This is a genomic window from Micromonospora sp. NPDC005553 (assembly GCF_042871765.1).
Lineage (GTDB): Bacteria > Actinomycetota > Actinomycetes > Mycobacteriales > Micromonosporaceae > Micromonospora.
Genome location: NZ_JBIAJD010000007.1, coordinates 241,633 through 257,089 on the forward strand (window position 1 = coordinate 241,633; position 15,457 = coordinate 257,089).

At 74.4% G+C, this 15,457-nt stretch carries 14 protein-coding genes; 5 read left to right on the forward strand and 9 right to left on the reverse strand.

Annotated features, from left to right (window positions below):
- Positions 1-569: 569 nt before the first annotated feature.
- The 9 genes from ACFYPG_RS27820 to ACFYPG_RS27860 form a co-directional block, all read right to left on the reverse strand.
- Positions 570-968 (reverse strand): DUF3040 domain-containing protein, encoded by a 399-nt coding sequence (locus ACFYPG_RS27820; protein WP_387354348.1) that lies wholly within the window; start codon positions 966-968, stop codon positions 570-572.
- A 116-nt stretch (positions 969-1,084) separates the two neighbouring features.
- Complete coding sequence (locus ACFYPG_RS27825; protein WP_355007685.1) at positions 1,085-2,344, reverse strand: DNA polymerase IV; 1,260 nt, start codon at positions 2,342-2,344, stop codon at positions 1,085-1,087.
- A gap of 64 nt (positions 2,345-2,408) precedes the next feature.
- On the reverse strand, positions 2,409-3,581 hold the full coding sequence (locus ACFYPG_RS27830; protein WP_355007686.1) for a nucleotide pyrophosphatase/phosphodiesterase family protein: 1,173 nt from the start codon (positions 3,579-3,581) through the stop codon (positions 2,409-2,411).
- Positions 3,578-4,345, reverse strand: coding sequence for a methyltransferase domain-containing protein (locus tag ACFYPG_RS27835; RefSeq protein WP_124853937.1), 768 nt, complete (start codon positions 4,343-4,345; stop codon positions 3,578-3,580). Before ACFYPG_RS27835 ends, ACFYPG_RS27830 begins: the two co-directional genes overlap by 4 nt.
- Positions 4,346-4,420: 75 nt before the next feature.
- On the reverse strand, positions 4,421-4,597 hold the full coding sequence (locus tag ACFYPG_RS27840; RefSeq protein WP_167492956.1) for a hypothetical protein: 177 nt from the start codon (positions 4,595-4,597) through the stop codon (positions 4,421-4,423).
- A 93-nt stretch (positions 4,598-4,690) separates the two neighbouring features.
- Positions 4,691-8,059: an error-prone DNA polymerase gene (locus ACFYPG_RS27845; protein WP_387354417.1), complete on the reverse strand. Its 3,369-nt coding sequence runs from the start codon at positions 8,057-8,059 to the stop codon at positions 4,691-4,693.
- Between the two features lie 225 nt (positions 8,060-8,284).
- Positions 8,285-9,847 (reverse strand): DNA polymerase Y family protein, encoded by a 1,563-nt coding sequence (locus ACFYPG_RS27850; RefSeq protein ID WP_387354349.1) that lies wholly within the window; start codon positions 9,845-9,847, stop codon positions 8,285-8,287.
- A complete protein-coding gene (locus ACFYPG_RS27855) occupies positions 9,844-10,569 on the reverse strand; it encodes a hypothetical protein (protein WP_355007688.1) in 726 nt (241 codons plus the stop codon). Before ACFYPG_RS27855 ends, ACFYPG_RS27850 begins: the two co-directional genes overlap by 4 nt.
- Positions 10,570-10,671: 102 nt before the next feature.
- Positions 10,672-11,121, reverse strand: a complete 450-nt coding sequence (locus ACFYPG_RS27860) for an SAV_6107 family HEPN domain-containing protein (RefSeq protein ID WP_007463070.1) — start codon at positions 11,119-11,121, stop codon at positions 10,672-10,674.
- Between the two features lie 446 nt (positions 11,122-11,567).
- Between ACFYPG_RS27860 and ACFYPG_RS27865 the strand changes: the two genes are divergently transcribed.
- From ACFYPG_RS27865 to ACFYPG_RS27885, 5 genes are all read left to right on the forward strand, one after another.
- Complete coding sequence (locus ACFYPG_RS27865) at positions 11,568-12,056, forward strand: YbaK/EbsC family protein (protein ID WP_355007689.1); 489 nt, start codon at positions 11,568-11,570, stop codon at positions 12,054-12,056.
- Between the two features lie 125 nt (positions 12,057-12,181).
- Positions 12,182-12,901 carry a monooxygenase gene (locus ACFYPG_RS27870; protein WP_355007803.1) on the forward strand — a complete coding sequence of 240 codons (720 nt, stop codon included), beginning with the start codon at positions 12,182-12,184 and terminating at the stop codon, positions 12,899-12,901.
- Entirely contained in the window at positions 12,898-13,449 is a 552-nt protein-coding gene (locus ACFYPG_RS27875) for a GNAT family N-acetyltransferase (RefSeq protein ID WP_355007690.1), read from the forward strand. The genes ACFYPG_RS27870 and ACFYPG_RS27875 overlap by 4 nt, the downstream gene beginning before the upstream one ends.
- Complete coding sequence (locus ACFYPG_RS27880; protein WP_387354350.1) at positions 13,446-14,324, forward strand: carotenoid biosynthesis protein; 879 nt, start codon at positions 13,446-13,448, stop codon at positions 14,322-14,324. Before ACFYPG_RS27875 ends, ACFYPG_RS27880 begins: the two co-directional genes overlap by 4 nt.
- Complete coding sequence (locus ACFYPG_RS27885; protein ID WP_387354351.1) at positions 14,321-15,448, forward strand: glycosyltransferase; 1,128 nt, start codon at positions 14,321-14,323, stop codon at positions 15,446-15,448. The genes ACFYPG_RS27880 and ACFYPG_RS27885 overlap by 4 nt, the downstream gene beginning before the upstream one ends.
- Positions 15,449-15,457 lie beyond the last annotated feature (9 nt).

Here is a 15,457-nt window from a genome sequence, read left to right on the forward strand (position 1 = left end):
CTGCTCGTCACCGGCGCCACCTCGCCGATCATGCACTTGTGGTGGGCAACAAAACGCCCGCAAACCGCCAAGCCGGGCACCACAACTCCATGATCGCCCCCGCCGCGCCGCGCGCCCCGCCTGCTCCGCGATCTTGCACTTCCTGTCCCGACACAAGCCGCATCCCACCCATGTCGACAACCGAAACCGCAAGATCGGCGTGATCTCCTCGCTCCACCTACGGTGATCGACCAGGAGCCCCCTCTCCAGCACGGGTTGACCTGCCGGCCACAGCGCCAACGCAACGATGTTGAGAAGCAAGATCAGGTGATGAGAAGTAGGCACGGAACGTCCCGGCGACCTACTTTTCATCACCTGATCATGCGATGGCTGCCGGCGCGCGGCGCGGCCAGCACGGCGGCGCGGCCCGGACGGCGCGGCGCAAGCCGGGGGGCCGGCGAGGCTGGCCCAGCCGCAGGCCGGCGAGACTGGCAGCGGTAGAGGGCGTGCGGATACGACGGAGGTCGCCGGGGGCTGTGCCCGGCGACCGCTCGTCGCGGCGTACGGTCCGCCTCAGCGGCGGGACCGGCTCAGCGGTGCCCCTCCGGGCGCTGCCGCCACCTGTCCTCCATGCGGTCCAGGATCGACGACCGGCGACCGGATCGGCCACCGCGGGGACGACGACGACTCGTCGTGCCGCCCACCACGTGCAGGTCGGGTGACTGCCCCCGCCGGTGCGACTGCACCGCGAACGCGGCCGACGCCAGCATGACGACGAAGCCCGCCACCGCCAGTGGTGGAGTCTTGATCACCGCGCCATAGACCAGTAGAGCCAAGCCAGCGATGATGACGCCGGCGGCGACGAGCAGGCGACGCCGCGCATGGAAGCGCGGATCGCTGGCGCGCACGGCCGAGGCGAATTTGGGGTCCTCGGCAAGCGACCGCTCGATCTGCTCGAACAGCCGCTGCTCGTGCTCCGAGAGCGGCACGGCACTCCTCCCCGGTCACGTTGGTCGGGCCCAGTCGGGCCGTCAGACCGTGGCAGCCAACCGGCTGCTTACCCGCAAGTCTACGAGGGGGGTCGCGCGTCGGAAAGCGGGACGACCTATGGGCGGGGTGGATTTTCGTTTCGACGGGGATCACGGTCGCCCATCAGACTGGCCGGACCTATGACGGACCGCCCGAAACGGGCAGCGGCGGCGTCCGCGGCAGCTTCCGCTTCGCGCCAGCCGCGCTCGGGCGCGCCGAGGGTGAGTTGCCGGGGGGCGCCCTGCGCCGGGGCGAGCCCTTCCACCCGGACACCGACGAGTCGGATTCGCTCGCCCGGGTCCAATGCGGTGTAGAGCGCCCAGACCGTGTCGAACATCTCGCGGGCGGTGTCGGTGGGGACGTCGAGGGTGCGAGACCGGCTGACGGTGCGGAAGTCGGCCAGCCGGACCTTGAGTGAGACGGTGCGCCCGACCTGCCCGGAACCGCGCAAACGGACACCGACCTTCGCGCTGAGCGCCAGCAACGCGCGGCGGATCTCCAACGGGTCGGCCACGTCGACGTCGAAGGTCACCTCGGCGCCGATCGACTTGTCGACGTGCTCGGGGCTGACCCCGCGCGGGTCGCGCCCCCAGGCCAACTCGTGCAGGTGCGACGCCGAGGCGGCGCCGACGGCTCGGCGGAGCATGCCCACCGGCGCCTCGGCGAGGTCGCCGACCGTGGTCAGGCCGAGCCGGCGGAGCGCCTCGGCGGCGCGCTCCCCCACCCCCCACAGGGCGTCCACCGGCAGCGGGTGCAGAAAATCGAGCACCTGCCCCGGGGGCACGACCAGCATGCCGTCCGGCTTGGCCCGGGTGGAACCCAGCTTGGCCACGAACTTGGTCGGCGCCACCCCGACCGAGCAGGTCAGCGCCTGCTCGTCGGAGACCCGGCGGCGGATCAGCCGAGCGATGGTGGCCGGGGAGCCGAAGAGCCGACGGGCACCTGTCACGTCGAGGAACGCCTCGTCGAGGGAGAGCGGCTCGACCAGGGGCGTGACGTCCCGGAAGATCTGCATGACGGCCCGGGAGGCGGCCGTGTAGGCGGAAAAATCCGGTGGCAGGTAGACCGCGTGGGGGCAGCGGGCCCGGGCCTGACTGGTCGGCATCGCGCTGCGGACGCCGTACCGGCGGGCCTCGTAGCTGGCCGAGCTGACCACCCCGCGCGGGCCGACACCGCCGACGACCACCGGCCGGCCGCGCAGCTCTGGGCGGCGGCGCACCTCGACGGCGGCGAAGAAGGCGTCCATGTCGACGTGCAGGATCGGGCTGGCGGAGTCGTCGGCGTCCGGCCCGAAGCGCGGATCGTCGCCCCGGGGCAACGACTGGCTGCGGCCCATCCCGGCAGGTTAACCCGGAGGTACGACACCACCATCGGCCAGCGGGCCGAACCGCCGCCCGGGGTCAGCCCCGGACGACCAGCAGCGGCACTGTCAGCTCCGCGGCGGTGTCCGACCCGTGGTAGGCCACCAACTTCGACGCCATCGGCCGCTCGGTGCGACTGGCCATGACCGCGTACGTGTCGTTGCAGATCACCACCACGTCGCCGATCCGACCCAGGTGCTCCTCGGCCACCGGCCCGAACCAGCCGGTGGCCACCATCTCGTCGCGGGTGCGTACCCGGGCCGTGGCGCCCAGCACCTCCGACCAGGCGGCCCGCACGTCGTCCACCGCGCCCGGCTCGACGTGCAGGTAGCGGACCCGAGCCTCGCCGGCCACCAGCCGCACGCCAGCGCGCAGTCGCGGATCGGTGTCCAGGTCGAAGCGGTGCGCGGCAGGGATGTCGAGCTGCCCGTGGTCGGCGGTCACCAGCAGCGCCGCGTCCGGCGGCAGCCCGTCGACCAGTCGGGCGACCAGGGCGTCCACCTCGGTCGCGGCGACCCGCCAGGGTGCCGAGTCGACGCCGCTGACGTGGCCGTGCCGGTCCAGGTCGGCGTGGTAGCCGGAGACCAGTGTGGGCCCGGCCCCGGCGGCCAGCGCGGCCAGCATGGCGGTGGCCACCGCGTCCCCGCCGGCGGCGCCCCGGAAGTCGCCACCCCGGTTGGCGGCCACTGTCAACCCGCTGCCGCCGAACTCCGGCCGGCTCACCACGCTCGTCGTGACCCCGGCGGCGCGGGCCCGCTCCAACTGGGTGGGCACCGGCTGCCAGCACAGCGGCGACGGATCGGCGGCCCAGTCGGTGTGGGTCAGCACCCGATCGGTGCCGGGCACCCGCACGGTGAAGCCGAGCACGCCGTGCGCGCCCGGCGCGACACCGGTGCCCAGCGACACCAGGCTGGTCGGGGTGGTGGACGGGAAACCGGCGATGAGCGGCCGGGCCACCGTCGCGGCGAGCCCGGCGACAGTCGGCGCGTACGGCGCCGCGGTCGGCAGTTGGTACCAGCCGAGCCCGTCGACGAGCAGCACCGCGATCCGGCGTACCCCGGCCAGCGCGGGCCGGAGCCCGAGCGGGTCGGTCGAGCCGGGCACCCCGAGCACGGCCAGCGCGCTGGGCAGCACGTCGGCGAGGCGGCCGCCGCCGTGGCCCGGCCCGAGGATCTCCAGCGGCGCCGGCTGGCCACCGGCCTCGGCGATCATGCCGGCCGGCGGGCGAACAGGTGCAGTTGGGCGGCCAGGTCCCGGTACGGCGGTTGGGCGGCCAGCGCACGCTCCAGCTCGACCACGGCCGCCGACTGCCCGTCGGCGACGGCGGCCGGCAGCAGGTCGGCCAGGACGCGTACCCCGTGGATCTCCTCGACCACCAGCCCGGCGGCGCCGAGCAGCGCGGCGGCGCCGGGGGCGTCGTAGCGTCGGCGCAGCGTGTCGCGCGGGCCCGCGGTGCCGGCCGGATCGGCGGCCAGTGTGGTCGCGACGTCCAGGTGCCCGTTCATCGCGCGGCCCAGCACGGCGGCGGCCCGGCCGGCCACCAGCACACTGGCCGCGCCACCCGGGCGCAGCGCGGTGGCCAGCGCGGTCACCACCGGCGTCGGGTCGTCGACCACCTCCAGGACGGCGTGGCAGAGCACCAGGTCGACGCCGGCCGGCTCGACCAGCCCGGCGAGGGCGTCACCGTCGCCCTGCACGGCGGCGATCCGGTCGGCCACCCCGGCCTCGGCGGCGCGGCGGGTGAGCGCGGCGAGCGCGTCGGGGCTGGCGTCGACGACGGTGACCCGGTGCCCGGCGCGGGCCAGCGGAACGGCGAAACCACCGGTGCCGCCGCCCACGTCCAGCACTGTGAGCTCGGCGTCGCCGCGCCGGTCCAGCTCGGCACGGAGCACCGACCAGATCACGGCGGTGCGGGGTGTCAGCGGCGGCTCGGCGAACCGGCCTCGGGTCTGCTCCACCCGGCCGAGCCTAGTCACTCGGCCCGGTGGTGGTGTGGGCGTGTGGCGGGGGCGCCCACCACACGCCCGATCGGTGCGTGGCGCGGCGGCCGGTCAGGCCTCGGTGCCCTCGGCCTCGTCCTCCGCCCGGGACCGGCGCTCGTTGGCCACCGGACCGTTCGTCACCTCGTACTCGCGGGGGTCGGCGAGGTGCGACGGCACCCAGCCGGTGCCCAGTCGGGTCCGCCGGGCGTTGGCGATTCCACCGGTGTACGCGTGATTTCCCGTCACTGTCGTTCCCCCTCACGGATCACGGGCCGCTCTGCCCGCTCGGGACGAGTCTCCCGCTCGACGGCCCGGGAAACCGTAATGTGGATCACTGAATCAGCGGAAGTCACGGGAGGCCGGACGCACCGGTGGCTCGATGGCGTCCAGTCGGTCGGCGACCAGGTTGGTCACCCCCTCGTGCTGCTGCAACCGCCCCCGGACCACCAGCGCGGCGCTGGTCCGCGCCACCCGCCGGTAGCGCTGCCACAGCCCCGGCGAACAGGTGACGTTGAGCATCCCCGTCTCGTCCTCCAGGTTGAGGAAGGTGACCCCGCCCGCGGTCGCCGGACGTTGCCGGTGGGTGACGATGCCGCCGACCCGGATCCGTTGCCCCGGCTCCACCCGGCCGAGCCGGGCGATCGGCACCGCGCCGAGCACGTCGAGCTGACCCCTGATGAAACGGGCGGGGTGGCTCTCCGGCGACAACCCGGTGGCCCACACGTCGGCGACCAGCCGGTCCACCGCCTCCATCCCGGGCAGCGTGGGCGCCGCCGCGCCGGTCACCGTGCCGGGCAACCGGCCCGGTCGGTCCTGGGCCGCCGCACCGGCGGCCCACAGCGCCTGCCGCCGGGTCAGCCCGAAACAGGCGAAGGCGTCCGCGGTGGCCAACGCCTCCAACTGCGCGGCGGTGAGACCGAGCCGCCGGGCCACATCCGGCATGTCCCGGTACGGCCCGTCGGCGACCCGTTCGGCCTCGATTCGCTCGGCCACGTCGGCACCGAGGGTGCGCACACTGGACAGGCCGAGCCGGACGGCGGGGCCGCCCAGCCCCCAGGAGTGCGGCGGCTCCCCCGGCCCGCTGCCCCACCGGGTCTCCGGGATGGACTCCAGCACCGCGAGTGCCCCGCTGGCGTTGATGTCCGGACGACGGACCTCCACCCCGTGCCGGCGGGCGTCGTCGACCAGGGTCTGCGGCGAGTAGAAACCCATCGGCTGGGCGTTGAGCAGCGCGGCCAGGAACGGCGCGGGGTGGTAACGCTTGAGCCAGGAGCTGGCGTAGACCAGGTAGGCGAAGCTCATCGCGTGGCTCTCCGGGAAGCCGTAGCTGGCGAACGCGGTGAGTTTGCGGTAGACATCGTCGGCCAGCTCACCGGTGATGCCCCGCTCAGCCATCCCGGCATAGAGCCGGTCGGCGATCCGGGTCATCCGCTCGACCGACCGTTTGGCGCCCATCGCCCGGCGCAACTGGTCGGCCTCGGCCGCGTCGAAGCCGGCCAGGTCGATGGCGAGCTGCATCAGCTGCTCCTGGAACAACGGCACACCCAGGGTCTTCTCCAGGGCGTTGCGCATCAGCGGGTGCGCGAAGGTCACCGGTTCCTGGCCGTTCTTGCGGCGGATGAACGGGTGCACCGAACCGCCCTGGATAGGGCCGGGACGGATCAGCGCCACCTCGACCACCAGGTCGTAGAACTCGCGGGGCTTGAGTCGGGGCAGGGTGGCCATCTGGGCCCGGCTCTCCACCTGGAACACCCCGACCGAGTCGGCCCGGCAGAGCATGTCGTAGACCTCCGGGTCGTCCAGGGTCATGTCGCCCAGGTCGAGGCTCTCGCCGATCATGTCGTAGCCGTAGTGCAGGGCGGAGAGCATGCCCAGGCCGAGCAGGTCGAACTTGACCAGGCCCACCGCGGCGCAGTCGTCCTTGTCCCATTGCAGGACGCTGCGCCCGGGCATCCGCCCCCACTCCACCGGGCAGACCTCGATCACCGGCCGGTCGCAGATCACCATGCCGCCGGAGTGGATCCCCAGGTGCCGCGGGAACGTCTGCAACTCGTTGGCGTACTCCACCACCTGCTCGGGGATGTTCTCGACATCGACAGTGGCGACCGAACCCCACCTGTCGATCTGCTTGCTCCAGGCGTCCTGCTGCCCCGGGGAGTAGCCGAACGCCTTGGCCACGTCCCGCACGGCCGACCGGGGCCGGTAGGAGATGACGTTGGCGACCTGGGCGGCGTGCTCCCGGCCGTAACGGGTGTAGACGTGCTGGATCACCTCCTCCCGGCGGTCGGACTCGATGTCCACGTCGATGTCGGGTGGGCCGTCCCGTTCCGGGGCGAGGAACCGCTCGAAGAGCAGTTGGTGCCGGACCGCGTCCACATTGGTGATCCGCAACGCGTAGCAGACCGCCGAGTTGGCCGCCGAACCCCGACCCTGGCAGTAGATGTCCTGGTCACGGCAGAACGTGACGATGTCGTAGACCACCAGGAAATAGCCGGGGAACCCCAGCTCCTCGATCATGTTCAGTTCGTGCTCGAGTTGCGCGTACGCCGTCGGGTGCGCCTGCGGCGGCCCGTAGCGCTCGTGCGCCCCGTCAGCTGTCAGCTTCCGCAGCCAACTCATCTCGGTGTGCCCCGGCGGCACCGGGTACGCCGGCAGCTGCGGCGCGACGAGCTGGAGGTCGAAGGCCAACTCGGCGCCGAACTCGGCGGCCCGCGCCACCGCACCCGGGTACGCGGCGAACCGGGCCGCCATCTCCGCGCCGCTGCGCAGGTGGGCGGTGGCCGCCGCGGGCAACCAGCCATCGATCTCGTCCAGGCTGCGTCGGGCCCGGACCGCGGCGACGGTGGTGGCCAGCCGACGCCGGCCGGGGCTGGCGTAGTGCACGTTGTTGCTGGCCACCGTCGGTAAACCGGCCGCGGCGGCCAGCTCGGCGAGCGCGTCGTTACGGTCGGCGTCGACGGGATGACCGTGGTCGGTCAGCTCCACGGCCACCGTCTCCGCGCCGAAGAGCGCGGTCAGCCGGTCCAACTCGCGGGCCGCCGCGTCCACCCCCTCGGTGAGCAGCGCCCCCGGCACGTGCCCCTTGCGGCAGCCGGTCAGCACCAGCACATGGTCACGCAGCTCGGCGGCGACCTCCTCCAGGTCCCCGTAATCCGGGCGGCCCTTCTCCCCGCCGCGCAGCTGGGCGCGGGCGATGGTGGTGGCCAGCCGGGCGTACCCCTCGTGGCCGTGCGCGAGCACCAGCAGGTGCGCGCCGTGCGGGTCGGGCTCGCCGTTCTGCGGGCCGGGCAGGCCGAGGGACAGCTCCGCGCCGAAGATGGTCGGCAGGCCCAGCGTACGAGCCGCCTCGGCGAAGCGGACCACCCCGTAGAAGCCGTCGTGGTCGGTGACGGCGAGCGCGGTGAGCCCCAGCCGGGCCGCCTCCTCGGCCAGCTCCTCCGGGTGGCTGGCGCCGTCGAGGAAGCTGAAGTTGGTGTGCGCGTGCAGCTCCGCGTAGGGCACCACGCCGTCGGGGCGGGTCAGCTCCGGTGGCTGGTACTGCTCGCGGCGGCGGCTCCAGGCCGGGGAGTCGCCGCCATCGGCGTCCACGGCGAGCGGGTCCACCACGTGCAGGTGCCGCTCGCCCCGGCTCCCCCGCTTGTCGCCGGGCCGCCCGGAGAGCACCCGCTCCAGCTCCGACCAGGGCATCTTCGGGTTGTGGAAGCTCATCCGGCCGCTCCGGCCGCGCTGCTCGGCCCGGTACTGCTCGGCCGAGGGATGCTGGGCGACCGGGTCGACGACGAACACGACGGCGGTCGCCCCGACGGCGGCGAGAGGTGCGATGAGCGTGATGACTCACAGGCATCTTGATGTCTGTGAGTCATCACGCTCATCAGGACATCTGCTCCCCGGCCAGCGCGGAGCCAGCCGACGCCGGGCAGGGATCGACCTGACTTAGTCATAGATCGCCTCCACCAACCACTGCCCCGACTCCACGGCCAGCAGCAGGGCAGCACCGTCGGCCAGGCTGACCTGGAACCGGGCCCGGCGGCGGGCCTCGGCCGGCGCCCACCAGCGCTCGTCCACCGGCCACGGCCCGGCCCAACCCACGATCTCCGCTGGCTGACCGGTGCCGACCACCAGTCGGGCGGGCGCGGCGCTCACCGCCAACCGCGCGCTGATCACCACCGGCTCGCCAGCGGCGTCGTGCACGGTCGCGGCGAGCGGACTGGGCAGCACCACGGCGGGCGCGGGCGGCGGCAGCCGGCCCGGCCACGGCGGAGCTTCGGGCCGGGCCGAGAGGCGTTCGTCGCCCCACGGCACCAGTCGCACCTGGTCGGCCGGGGAGCGCCCACCACCGAGGACCGCGGTGACCACCGCCTCCGGGCCGAGGATGCCCTGCACCCGGCTCAACGCCCGGTGCGCGCGTTCCCGCTCCTCGCCGGTCTCCCCCCAGAGGCCGGCCTGCAGACCGGCCTGGACGATCACCCCGTCCGGGATCAGTCGCAGCCGGATGATGCCGGCCGTCGGCCGGGCCGGTCGGGCACCGGCGCGGCCGTTGCTGCCGGAGAGCCACCCGTCGAGCTGCCAACGCACCCGATCGGCGATGGCCGCGGCGGTGAGCAGGCCATCGTGCCGCCACACCCGGTGCAGCTCCTGCCCGTGCTCGGTGACCGCCTCGATGCCGAGCCGGGTGCAGGCCAGACCGTGCCCGGCCAGCCGTTCGTGCAGCTGCTCGGCCAGCGCCCGAGCCACGAACGCCGCCGCGTCGACCCGGTCGATCGGGTCGTCGTGCTCCGCGGTCACCGTCAGGTCGGCCGGCGGCTGCCGGACGGCGAGTGGGCGGTGGTCCCGCCCGGCTGCCAGCCGGTGAGCCAGCGCACCGTCGAACCCGAACCGGGCCAGCACGTCTCCGGACGGCAGGGCGGCGAAGTCGCCGAGGGTGCGTACTCCCAGCCGGCGCAGCAGGTCGGCGAGCGCCGACCGCCCGAGCGCCTCGACCGGCAACCCGGCCAGGAACTCCGGTGTCCCACCCGGTGCCACCACCCGGCCGGCGCGAGCGGCCAACCCGGCCGCGAACACCCCGTCGGCGATGCCGACCTGGCTCTCCACCAGGCACGACTGCGCCACATGCTCGATGATCCGCTCAGCGGCCGCCTCCTCGCCGCCGAGGTAACGGCCCGGCCCCCGGGCGGCCACCGCGCAGGCGCCCGGACGGACCACCTCGACGCCGGCGACCAACTCCTCCACCGCGGCGACCACCGGTTCGAACGCCCGGGCGTCCCGGCCCGGGTCGTACTCCACGACGGTGAGCTGCGGACAGCGCCCCTGTGCCTCCCGCTTGCGCAGCCCTCGACGCACCCCTTCGGCACGGGCCCGCTCGGAGCAGGCGACCACCCGGTTGGCGTGCAGCACGGCGACCGGGCCGGTCGCCGGCACCCCGTCGACGATCTCGGCGGCGAGCACCGGCCAGTCCGGGCACCACAGCAGCAGCGTGCGCGCCGGCGCGCCGGTCACCCCTGACCGACCAGCGCGAGTGGCGCGGCCGATCGGCCCACGGGCGACGGCAGCGTACGAGGGATCACCCGGGTCAACTCGTCACCCGGGAGCCAGACCTTGATCTCCTTGGGCCGGGCAGCCGCCCCGCGCCCGCGCGCCGAGACGGTGATCTCCCGGCGGCGCAACCGCCCCCGGCCCAGCCCGAGACCCTCCCAGACTCCCCGGACCACCTGCAGCGTCACGTCCGCGCCGTCCCACCGGCCGTACGGGACGAGCACGCTGCCGCGCTGCCGGGCCCGGGCGGCCAACCGGGTGGCGACCGAGGCGGAGACCGAGGCCGGCACGGTGGTGACCACGACGTCCACCCCGTCGATCAGCGCGGCGACCACGGTGGCCCACTCGGGGCCGGGGTTCGGCACCAGGGCCAGCCGGTCCAGGGCGATGCCCAGCTCAGCCGCCGCGCCCGCGCCGAACGTCGGCACCCCGACCACGGCGCACCACGAGCCGGCCCGGGACGCCTCGGCGAGCAGGGCCAGCATCAGCGAGGTGCCACCGCTGCGGCGGGGCTGGCCGGCGGCGACCGCGATGGTGCTGCCCCGGCGCAGGCCCCGGTTGGGCAACAGACCGGTCAGCTCGGGCACCACCGGCAGCACCCGGTGGCCACCGACCGGGTCGGGCGCGCTCGCCGGGCGCACCAGATCGGCCAGCGCGGCGGAACCAGCCACCATGCGGCCCGCCATTGGACCAACTCCCCCGTCGTTGCTGTGGATCAGATCAGGACCGGCACGCCGTGCCACCGGCCGCCCGGCTCCCCTCGCGGGGCGGCCGGTGGCACGGCGGGATCAGGCGGCGAGGCCGTCCAGGGCCGGTTGGTGGGCCACGCCGAGCGCGGTTTCCACCACCGTGACGAACTGTTCGGCAGCGCGGAGCAGATCGTCGGCCTCCCGGGCGCTGACCACCCGGGGGATGCCGGCCTCGGCGGCGGCGCGCTTGCTGGCCCCCGCGGCGAAGAACCGGGACCACTCGTCGAGCTCCGGAGCGACGGCGCAGAGGAGGACCCAGACACTGGTGATCCGGTTGCGTCGACTCGGCGCGGGGCGGGCCCGGGCGGCGAGCAGAGCTGCCGCCGCGCGCAGGGCGGCCAGGTGGGCAGCCGCGTAGCGCAGACCGTCAGGTCGGGTCTGGCCGGCCTCGACCAGCCCACGGCGGGCCAACGTGAGGAGTTGGGCGGGGGTGCGGTGCGGCAGCACGTGCGCCGGCACCGTCGGTGCCTGAGCCGGGTTGGTCGGCATGGATGTCTCTCCTCCACGTGGCCGAGACGTCACTGCGGCGGCTGATGCCACCGACGAGACGCCGAGGTCGGGGTGGTGCGGAGGAAGACGCACCGGATGTGGCCGGCCGGGTGTGGATGCTTCCCCACACCACACCCGGCCGGCGGACCGGCGGGTGCGTCGCCCGCCGCCCGGGGGTCGTGGGCGGCGAGCGACGCTCCTGCCTAATTGGGACCAGGCTCGCGACTGCCCGGAAACCCAGGTGCGGCCCGCGGAGCCGCACCGCCCGGAGGTGGCGCCGCGAAACGCCGCGCTCCGGCTGGTTGGAACGGGCGTTCGAGGCAATCGAACACTCGTTCTAACTGCTGCTGACAGTACACCTCCCCTCCGACGAAAATGCAACGTGTGACGCGCCGAGCGTGCCGGCCGACTGAACCGGCCACCAATGCACCGGGAAGAATGGCGGGATGCAGCCACACCCGAACGTACGGGCGGTGCAGGACGCGCTCACCGCCGCCGGCACCCTCGACGGCGCCGGTGAGCCCAGCGTGGTCCGTCTGCTGCCCGACGCGGTGCACACCGCCGCGGCGGCCGCCGAGGCGCTCGACGTCGAGGTCGGCCAGATCGCCAACTCACTGATCTTCGACGCGGACGACACGCCGTTGCTCGTCCTCACCTCCGGCGCACACCGGGTCGACACCGCCGGCCTGGCGGCATCGATCGGCGTCACCCGACTGCGTCGGGCCACCCCGGAGTTCGTCCGGGCCCACACCGGGCAGCCGATCGGCGGGGTCGCCCCACTCGGGCACCCGCACCCGCTGCGCACCCTGGTGGACACGGCGCTGGCGGCGTACCCGGAGATCTGGGCCGCGGGTGGCGTACCCCAGGCGGTCTTCCCGACCACCTACCCCGAACTGTTGCGGGTCACCGCCGGCACCCCCGCCGAGGTGGCGTGAGCGAGCGGAGCGAGCGAACCAGCAGGCACAGCAGCGACACGTTCGCACCGCCGCGAAGCGGTGGCGCAAACGAGCGGAGCGAGCGAACCAGCAGGCACAGCGGCGACGTCAGCGCGGTTCCGGAGCTGGTCACGCTGCACGTGTGGCGGACCTCCCCTGGCGCGCTGCCCCGGGCGCTGACCCGGATGGCGGTGGACCCCCGCCGGTTGCGGGCCCTCCCCGGCGTTCGTTTCGGCAAGCTGCTGGGCACCGGAACCGGCACCGACTTCGGGCCCCGGGACGCCGATCTGACCCGGTGGGCGGCGCTGACCGTCTGGGACTCCCCCGCCGCGGCGGCCGGCTTCGACGACTCTCCGGTCGGGCGGGCCTGGGCGCGCATCGCCCACGCCCAGGCACGAATCGACCTACGCCCGTTGACCAGCCGGGGCGAGTGGTCCGGCCAGCGGCCGTTCGGCGACCCGTCGGGCGGGCGGGTCACCGGCCCGGTGCTGGCACTGACCCGGGCCCGGCTGCGGGCCCGGCGGGCGGCCACCTTCTGGCGGGCGATCCCGCCGGTGGCCGCCGCTCTGCGAGACGCGCCCGGGCTGCTGGCCCGGTTCGGGGTCGGAGAGGCCCCGTTGGGTTGGCAGGGCACGGTGAGCGTGTGGCGCGACCCGACGGACCTGGTGGCGTTCGCGTACCGTCACCCGGAGCACCGGGCGGCGATCATGCGAACCCCCACCGCGGGCTGGTACGCCGAGGAACTGTTCGCCCGGTTCGAGGTGCGCGACGTGGTCGGCGACCGGTCGGTGCTCGGATGGGTCGTCGACGGCGGCCCGGAAACGGTGAAGGGTGGACGGGCATGAGGTTGGTGCGCTGGACGCCGGACGATCTCGTCCGGCGGCTGGACGACGTGGTGGCCGTCTACGGCGAGGCGATGGGATACCGCACCGACCTGCTGGAGGCCCGGCGCGGTTACATCGCCACCCACGTCCGCCGACCGGGTTTCCGGGCGGTCGCCAGCCTGACCAGTGAGGGTCACCTCGCCGGCTTCGGCTACGGCTACCTGGGCGCCTCCGGTCAGTGGTGGCACGACCAGGTGCACCGCGCGCTGAACGCCCCGACCCGCACGCGCTGGCTCACCCACTGCTTCGAGGTGGTCGAGCTGCACGTCCGGCCACCGGCGCAGGGGCACGGTCTGGGCACCGGTCAGCTGCGCGCGCTGCTCGGCATGGCGGAGGGCGACACCGTGCTGCTGTCCACCCCGGAGGCCGACGAGCAGACCTCGCGGGCCTGGCGGTTGTACCGACGGTTCGGCTTCGTCGACGTGCTGCGCGACTTCCACTTCCCCGGCGACGAGCGACCGTTCGGCGTACTCGGTCGGGATCTGCCGCTCGAGCCACCGGCGTCATGACCCGACGGATCTCCTGGACGCTGCTCGCCGTTCTGGTCCTCGCCCAGATCTGCTACCCGCTCACCACCGGCGCCACCCGGGCCGGGCTCACAGTGGCTACCGTCGTCCTCGGTTGGCTGCTCTCGGTCGGCCACGCGCTGCTCAGCCGGGGCCCACGGGTGGCGGCGGCGCTGGTCGCGGTGGCCACCGGCGGCGGGTTCGCGATCGAGGCGATCGGGGTGGCCACCGGCGTGCCGTTCGGCAGCTACGACTACTCCGGAGAGCTGGGTCCCAAGCTGGCCGGCGTGCCGCTGATCATTCCGCTGGCCTGGACCTGGATGGCCTGGCCGGCCTGGCTGGCAGCGGTCCGACTGACCGGCGGCAGGACCGTGACGGCCGGCGGCAGCGGGCCGACAGCCGGCGGCAGCGGGCCGACGGTGGGTCGATGGGTGGGGCGGATCGCGCTGGCCACCGTGGGGCTGGCCGCCTGGGACCTCTTCCTCGACCCGCAGATGGTGGCCGAGGGCTACTGGGTCTGGCGCGACGCCACCCCGGCCCTGCCCGGCCTGGCCGGCATCCCGGTCAGCAACTACCTGGGCTGGCTCCTCTTCGCGGTGCTGATGATGAGCGCGCTGCGCCCGCTGGCCGGGCCGGCCGCCGAACACACCGATCGGCGGGACCACCCGATGCTCGCGCTCTACCTGTGGACGTACTTCTCCAGCATCCTGGCCCACGCCGTCTTCCTCGACCTGCCCGCCTCGGCGCTCTGGGGCGCCGCCGGCATGGCGGTGACCGCCGTACCCCTGGCGGTGACCCTCCTGAGTGCCCGCCGGGGCGGTGACCCCGGTCGGGAGGCCCACCAGCCGCACCGCCCCGGCGTCGACGCGACCCGATGACCGTCCTGCTCGCCCTGCTCATCGCCGTCGCCGCGTTGACCGGGCACACCTGGCTCAACGCCGCCCGGTGGCTGCGCCGACCCACCGACCGGCCCGACGACGTCGACGAGCCGGTCACCGTGCTACTGCCGCTGCGCGACGAGGCCACCCGGGTCACGCCCTGCCTGCGTGCCCTGCTGGCCCAGCGCGGCGTACCCGGACTGCGCGTCGTGGTCCTCGACGACGGGTCCACCGACGGCACCGCCGACGTGGTCCGCGCGGTGGTCGGCGACGACCCCCGGGTCACGCTGCTCACCGGGGTCGCCCCACCACCAGGCTGGCTGGGCAAGCCGCACGCCTGCTGGCAGCTGGCCACCCGGGCCGACCCGGACGCCACCGCGCTGGTCTTCGTCGACGCCGACGTGGTGCTCGCCCCGCACGCCGTGGCCGCTGCCGTCACCGAGTTGCGCGCCGCCCGGGCGACGCTGCTGTCGCCGTACCCCCGGATCGTGGTGGCGACGGCCGGCGACCGGTTGGTGCAGCCGCTGCTGCAGTGGCTCTGGCTGACCTTCCTGCCGCTGCGCGCGATGGAGCGCTCGTCGCGGCCGTCGCTGGCCGCGGCGGGCGGGCAGTTCCTGGTGGTGGACCGGCGCGGTTACAACGCCGCCGGCGGGCACGCCGCGGTCGCCGACAAGATCCTGGAGGACGTCGAGCTGGCCCGGGCGGTCAAGCGGGCCGGTGGGCGGATCGCCCTGGCCGACGGCTCCCGGCTGGCCACCTGCCGGATGTACGACGACTGGCCGCAACTGCGCGACGGGTACTCGAAGTCGCTCTGGGCGTCGTTCGGGCACCCGGGCGCGGCGGCAGCCGTGGTGGCGGCGCTGCTGCTGCTCTACACCGCCCCACCGCTGATCGCGCTGACGGGTGCGGCGGCCGGCGCACCGATGGTGGCAGCCGTGGGCCTGGCCGCGTACGTGCTCGGGGTGGCCGGACGGGTGCTCACCGCCCGCGCGACAGGTGGCCGGTGGTGGCCCGACGCGCTCGCACACCCCGTGTCGGTCGTGGTCCTCGGTTGGCTGACCCTGCGGTCGTACCATCTGCGGAAGCGACGCCGCCTGACCTGGCGGGGCCGCCCGGTCAGCTAGGGAGGACGC

What these genes read in the sequence shown, in the direction of transcription:
- ACFYPG_RS27825 (WP_355007685.1), bottom strand. Translation starts at nt 2,344, where the DNA reads ATGGGCCGCAGCCAGTCGTTGCCCCGGGGCGACGATCCGCGCTTCGGG.
- ACFYPG_RS27830 (WP_355007686.1), bottom strand. Translation starts at nt 3,581, where the DNA reads ATGATCGCCGAGGCCGGTGGCCAGCCGGCGCCGCTGGAGATCCTCGGG.
- ACFYPG_RS27845 (WP_387354417.1), bottom strand. Translation starts at nt 8,059, where the DNA reads ATGAGCTTCCACAACCCGAAGATGCCCTGGTCGGAGCTGGAGCGGGTG.
- ACFYPG_RS27855 (WP_355007688.1), bottom strand. Translation starts at nt 10,569, where the DNA reads ATGGCGGGCCGCATGGTGGCTGGTTCCGCCGCGCTGGCCGATCTGGTG.
- ACFYPG_RS27860 (WP_007463070.1), bottom strand. Translation starts at nt 11,121, where the DNA reads ATGCCGACCAACCCGGCTCAGGCACCGACGGTGCCGGCGCACGTGCTG.
- ACFYPG_RS27865 (WP_355007689.1), top strand. Translation starts at nt 11,568, where the DNA reads ATGCAGCCACACCCGAACGTACGGGCGGTGCAGGACGCGCTCACCGCC.
- ACFYPG_RS27875 (WP_355007690.1), top strand. Translation starts at nt 12,898, where the DNA reads ATGAGGTTGGTGCGCTGGACGCCGGACGATCTCGTCCGGCGGCTGGAC.
- ACFYPG_RS27880 (WP_387354350.1), top strand. Translation starts at nt 13,446, where the DNA reads ATGACCCGACGGATCTCCTGGACGCTGCTCGCCGTTCTGGTCCTCGCC.
- ACFYPG_RS27885 (WP_387354351.1), top strand. Translation starts at nt 14,321, where the DNA reads ATGACCGTCCTGCTCGCCCTGCTCATCGCCGTCGCCGCGTTGACCGGG.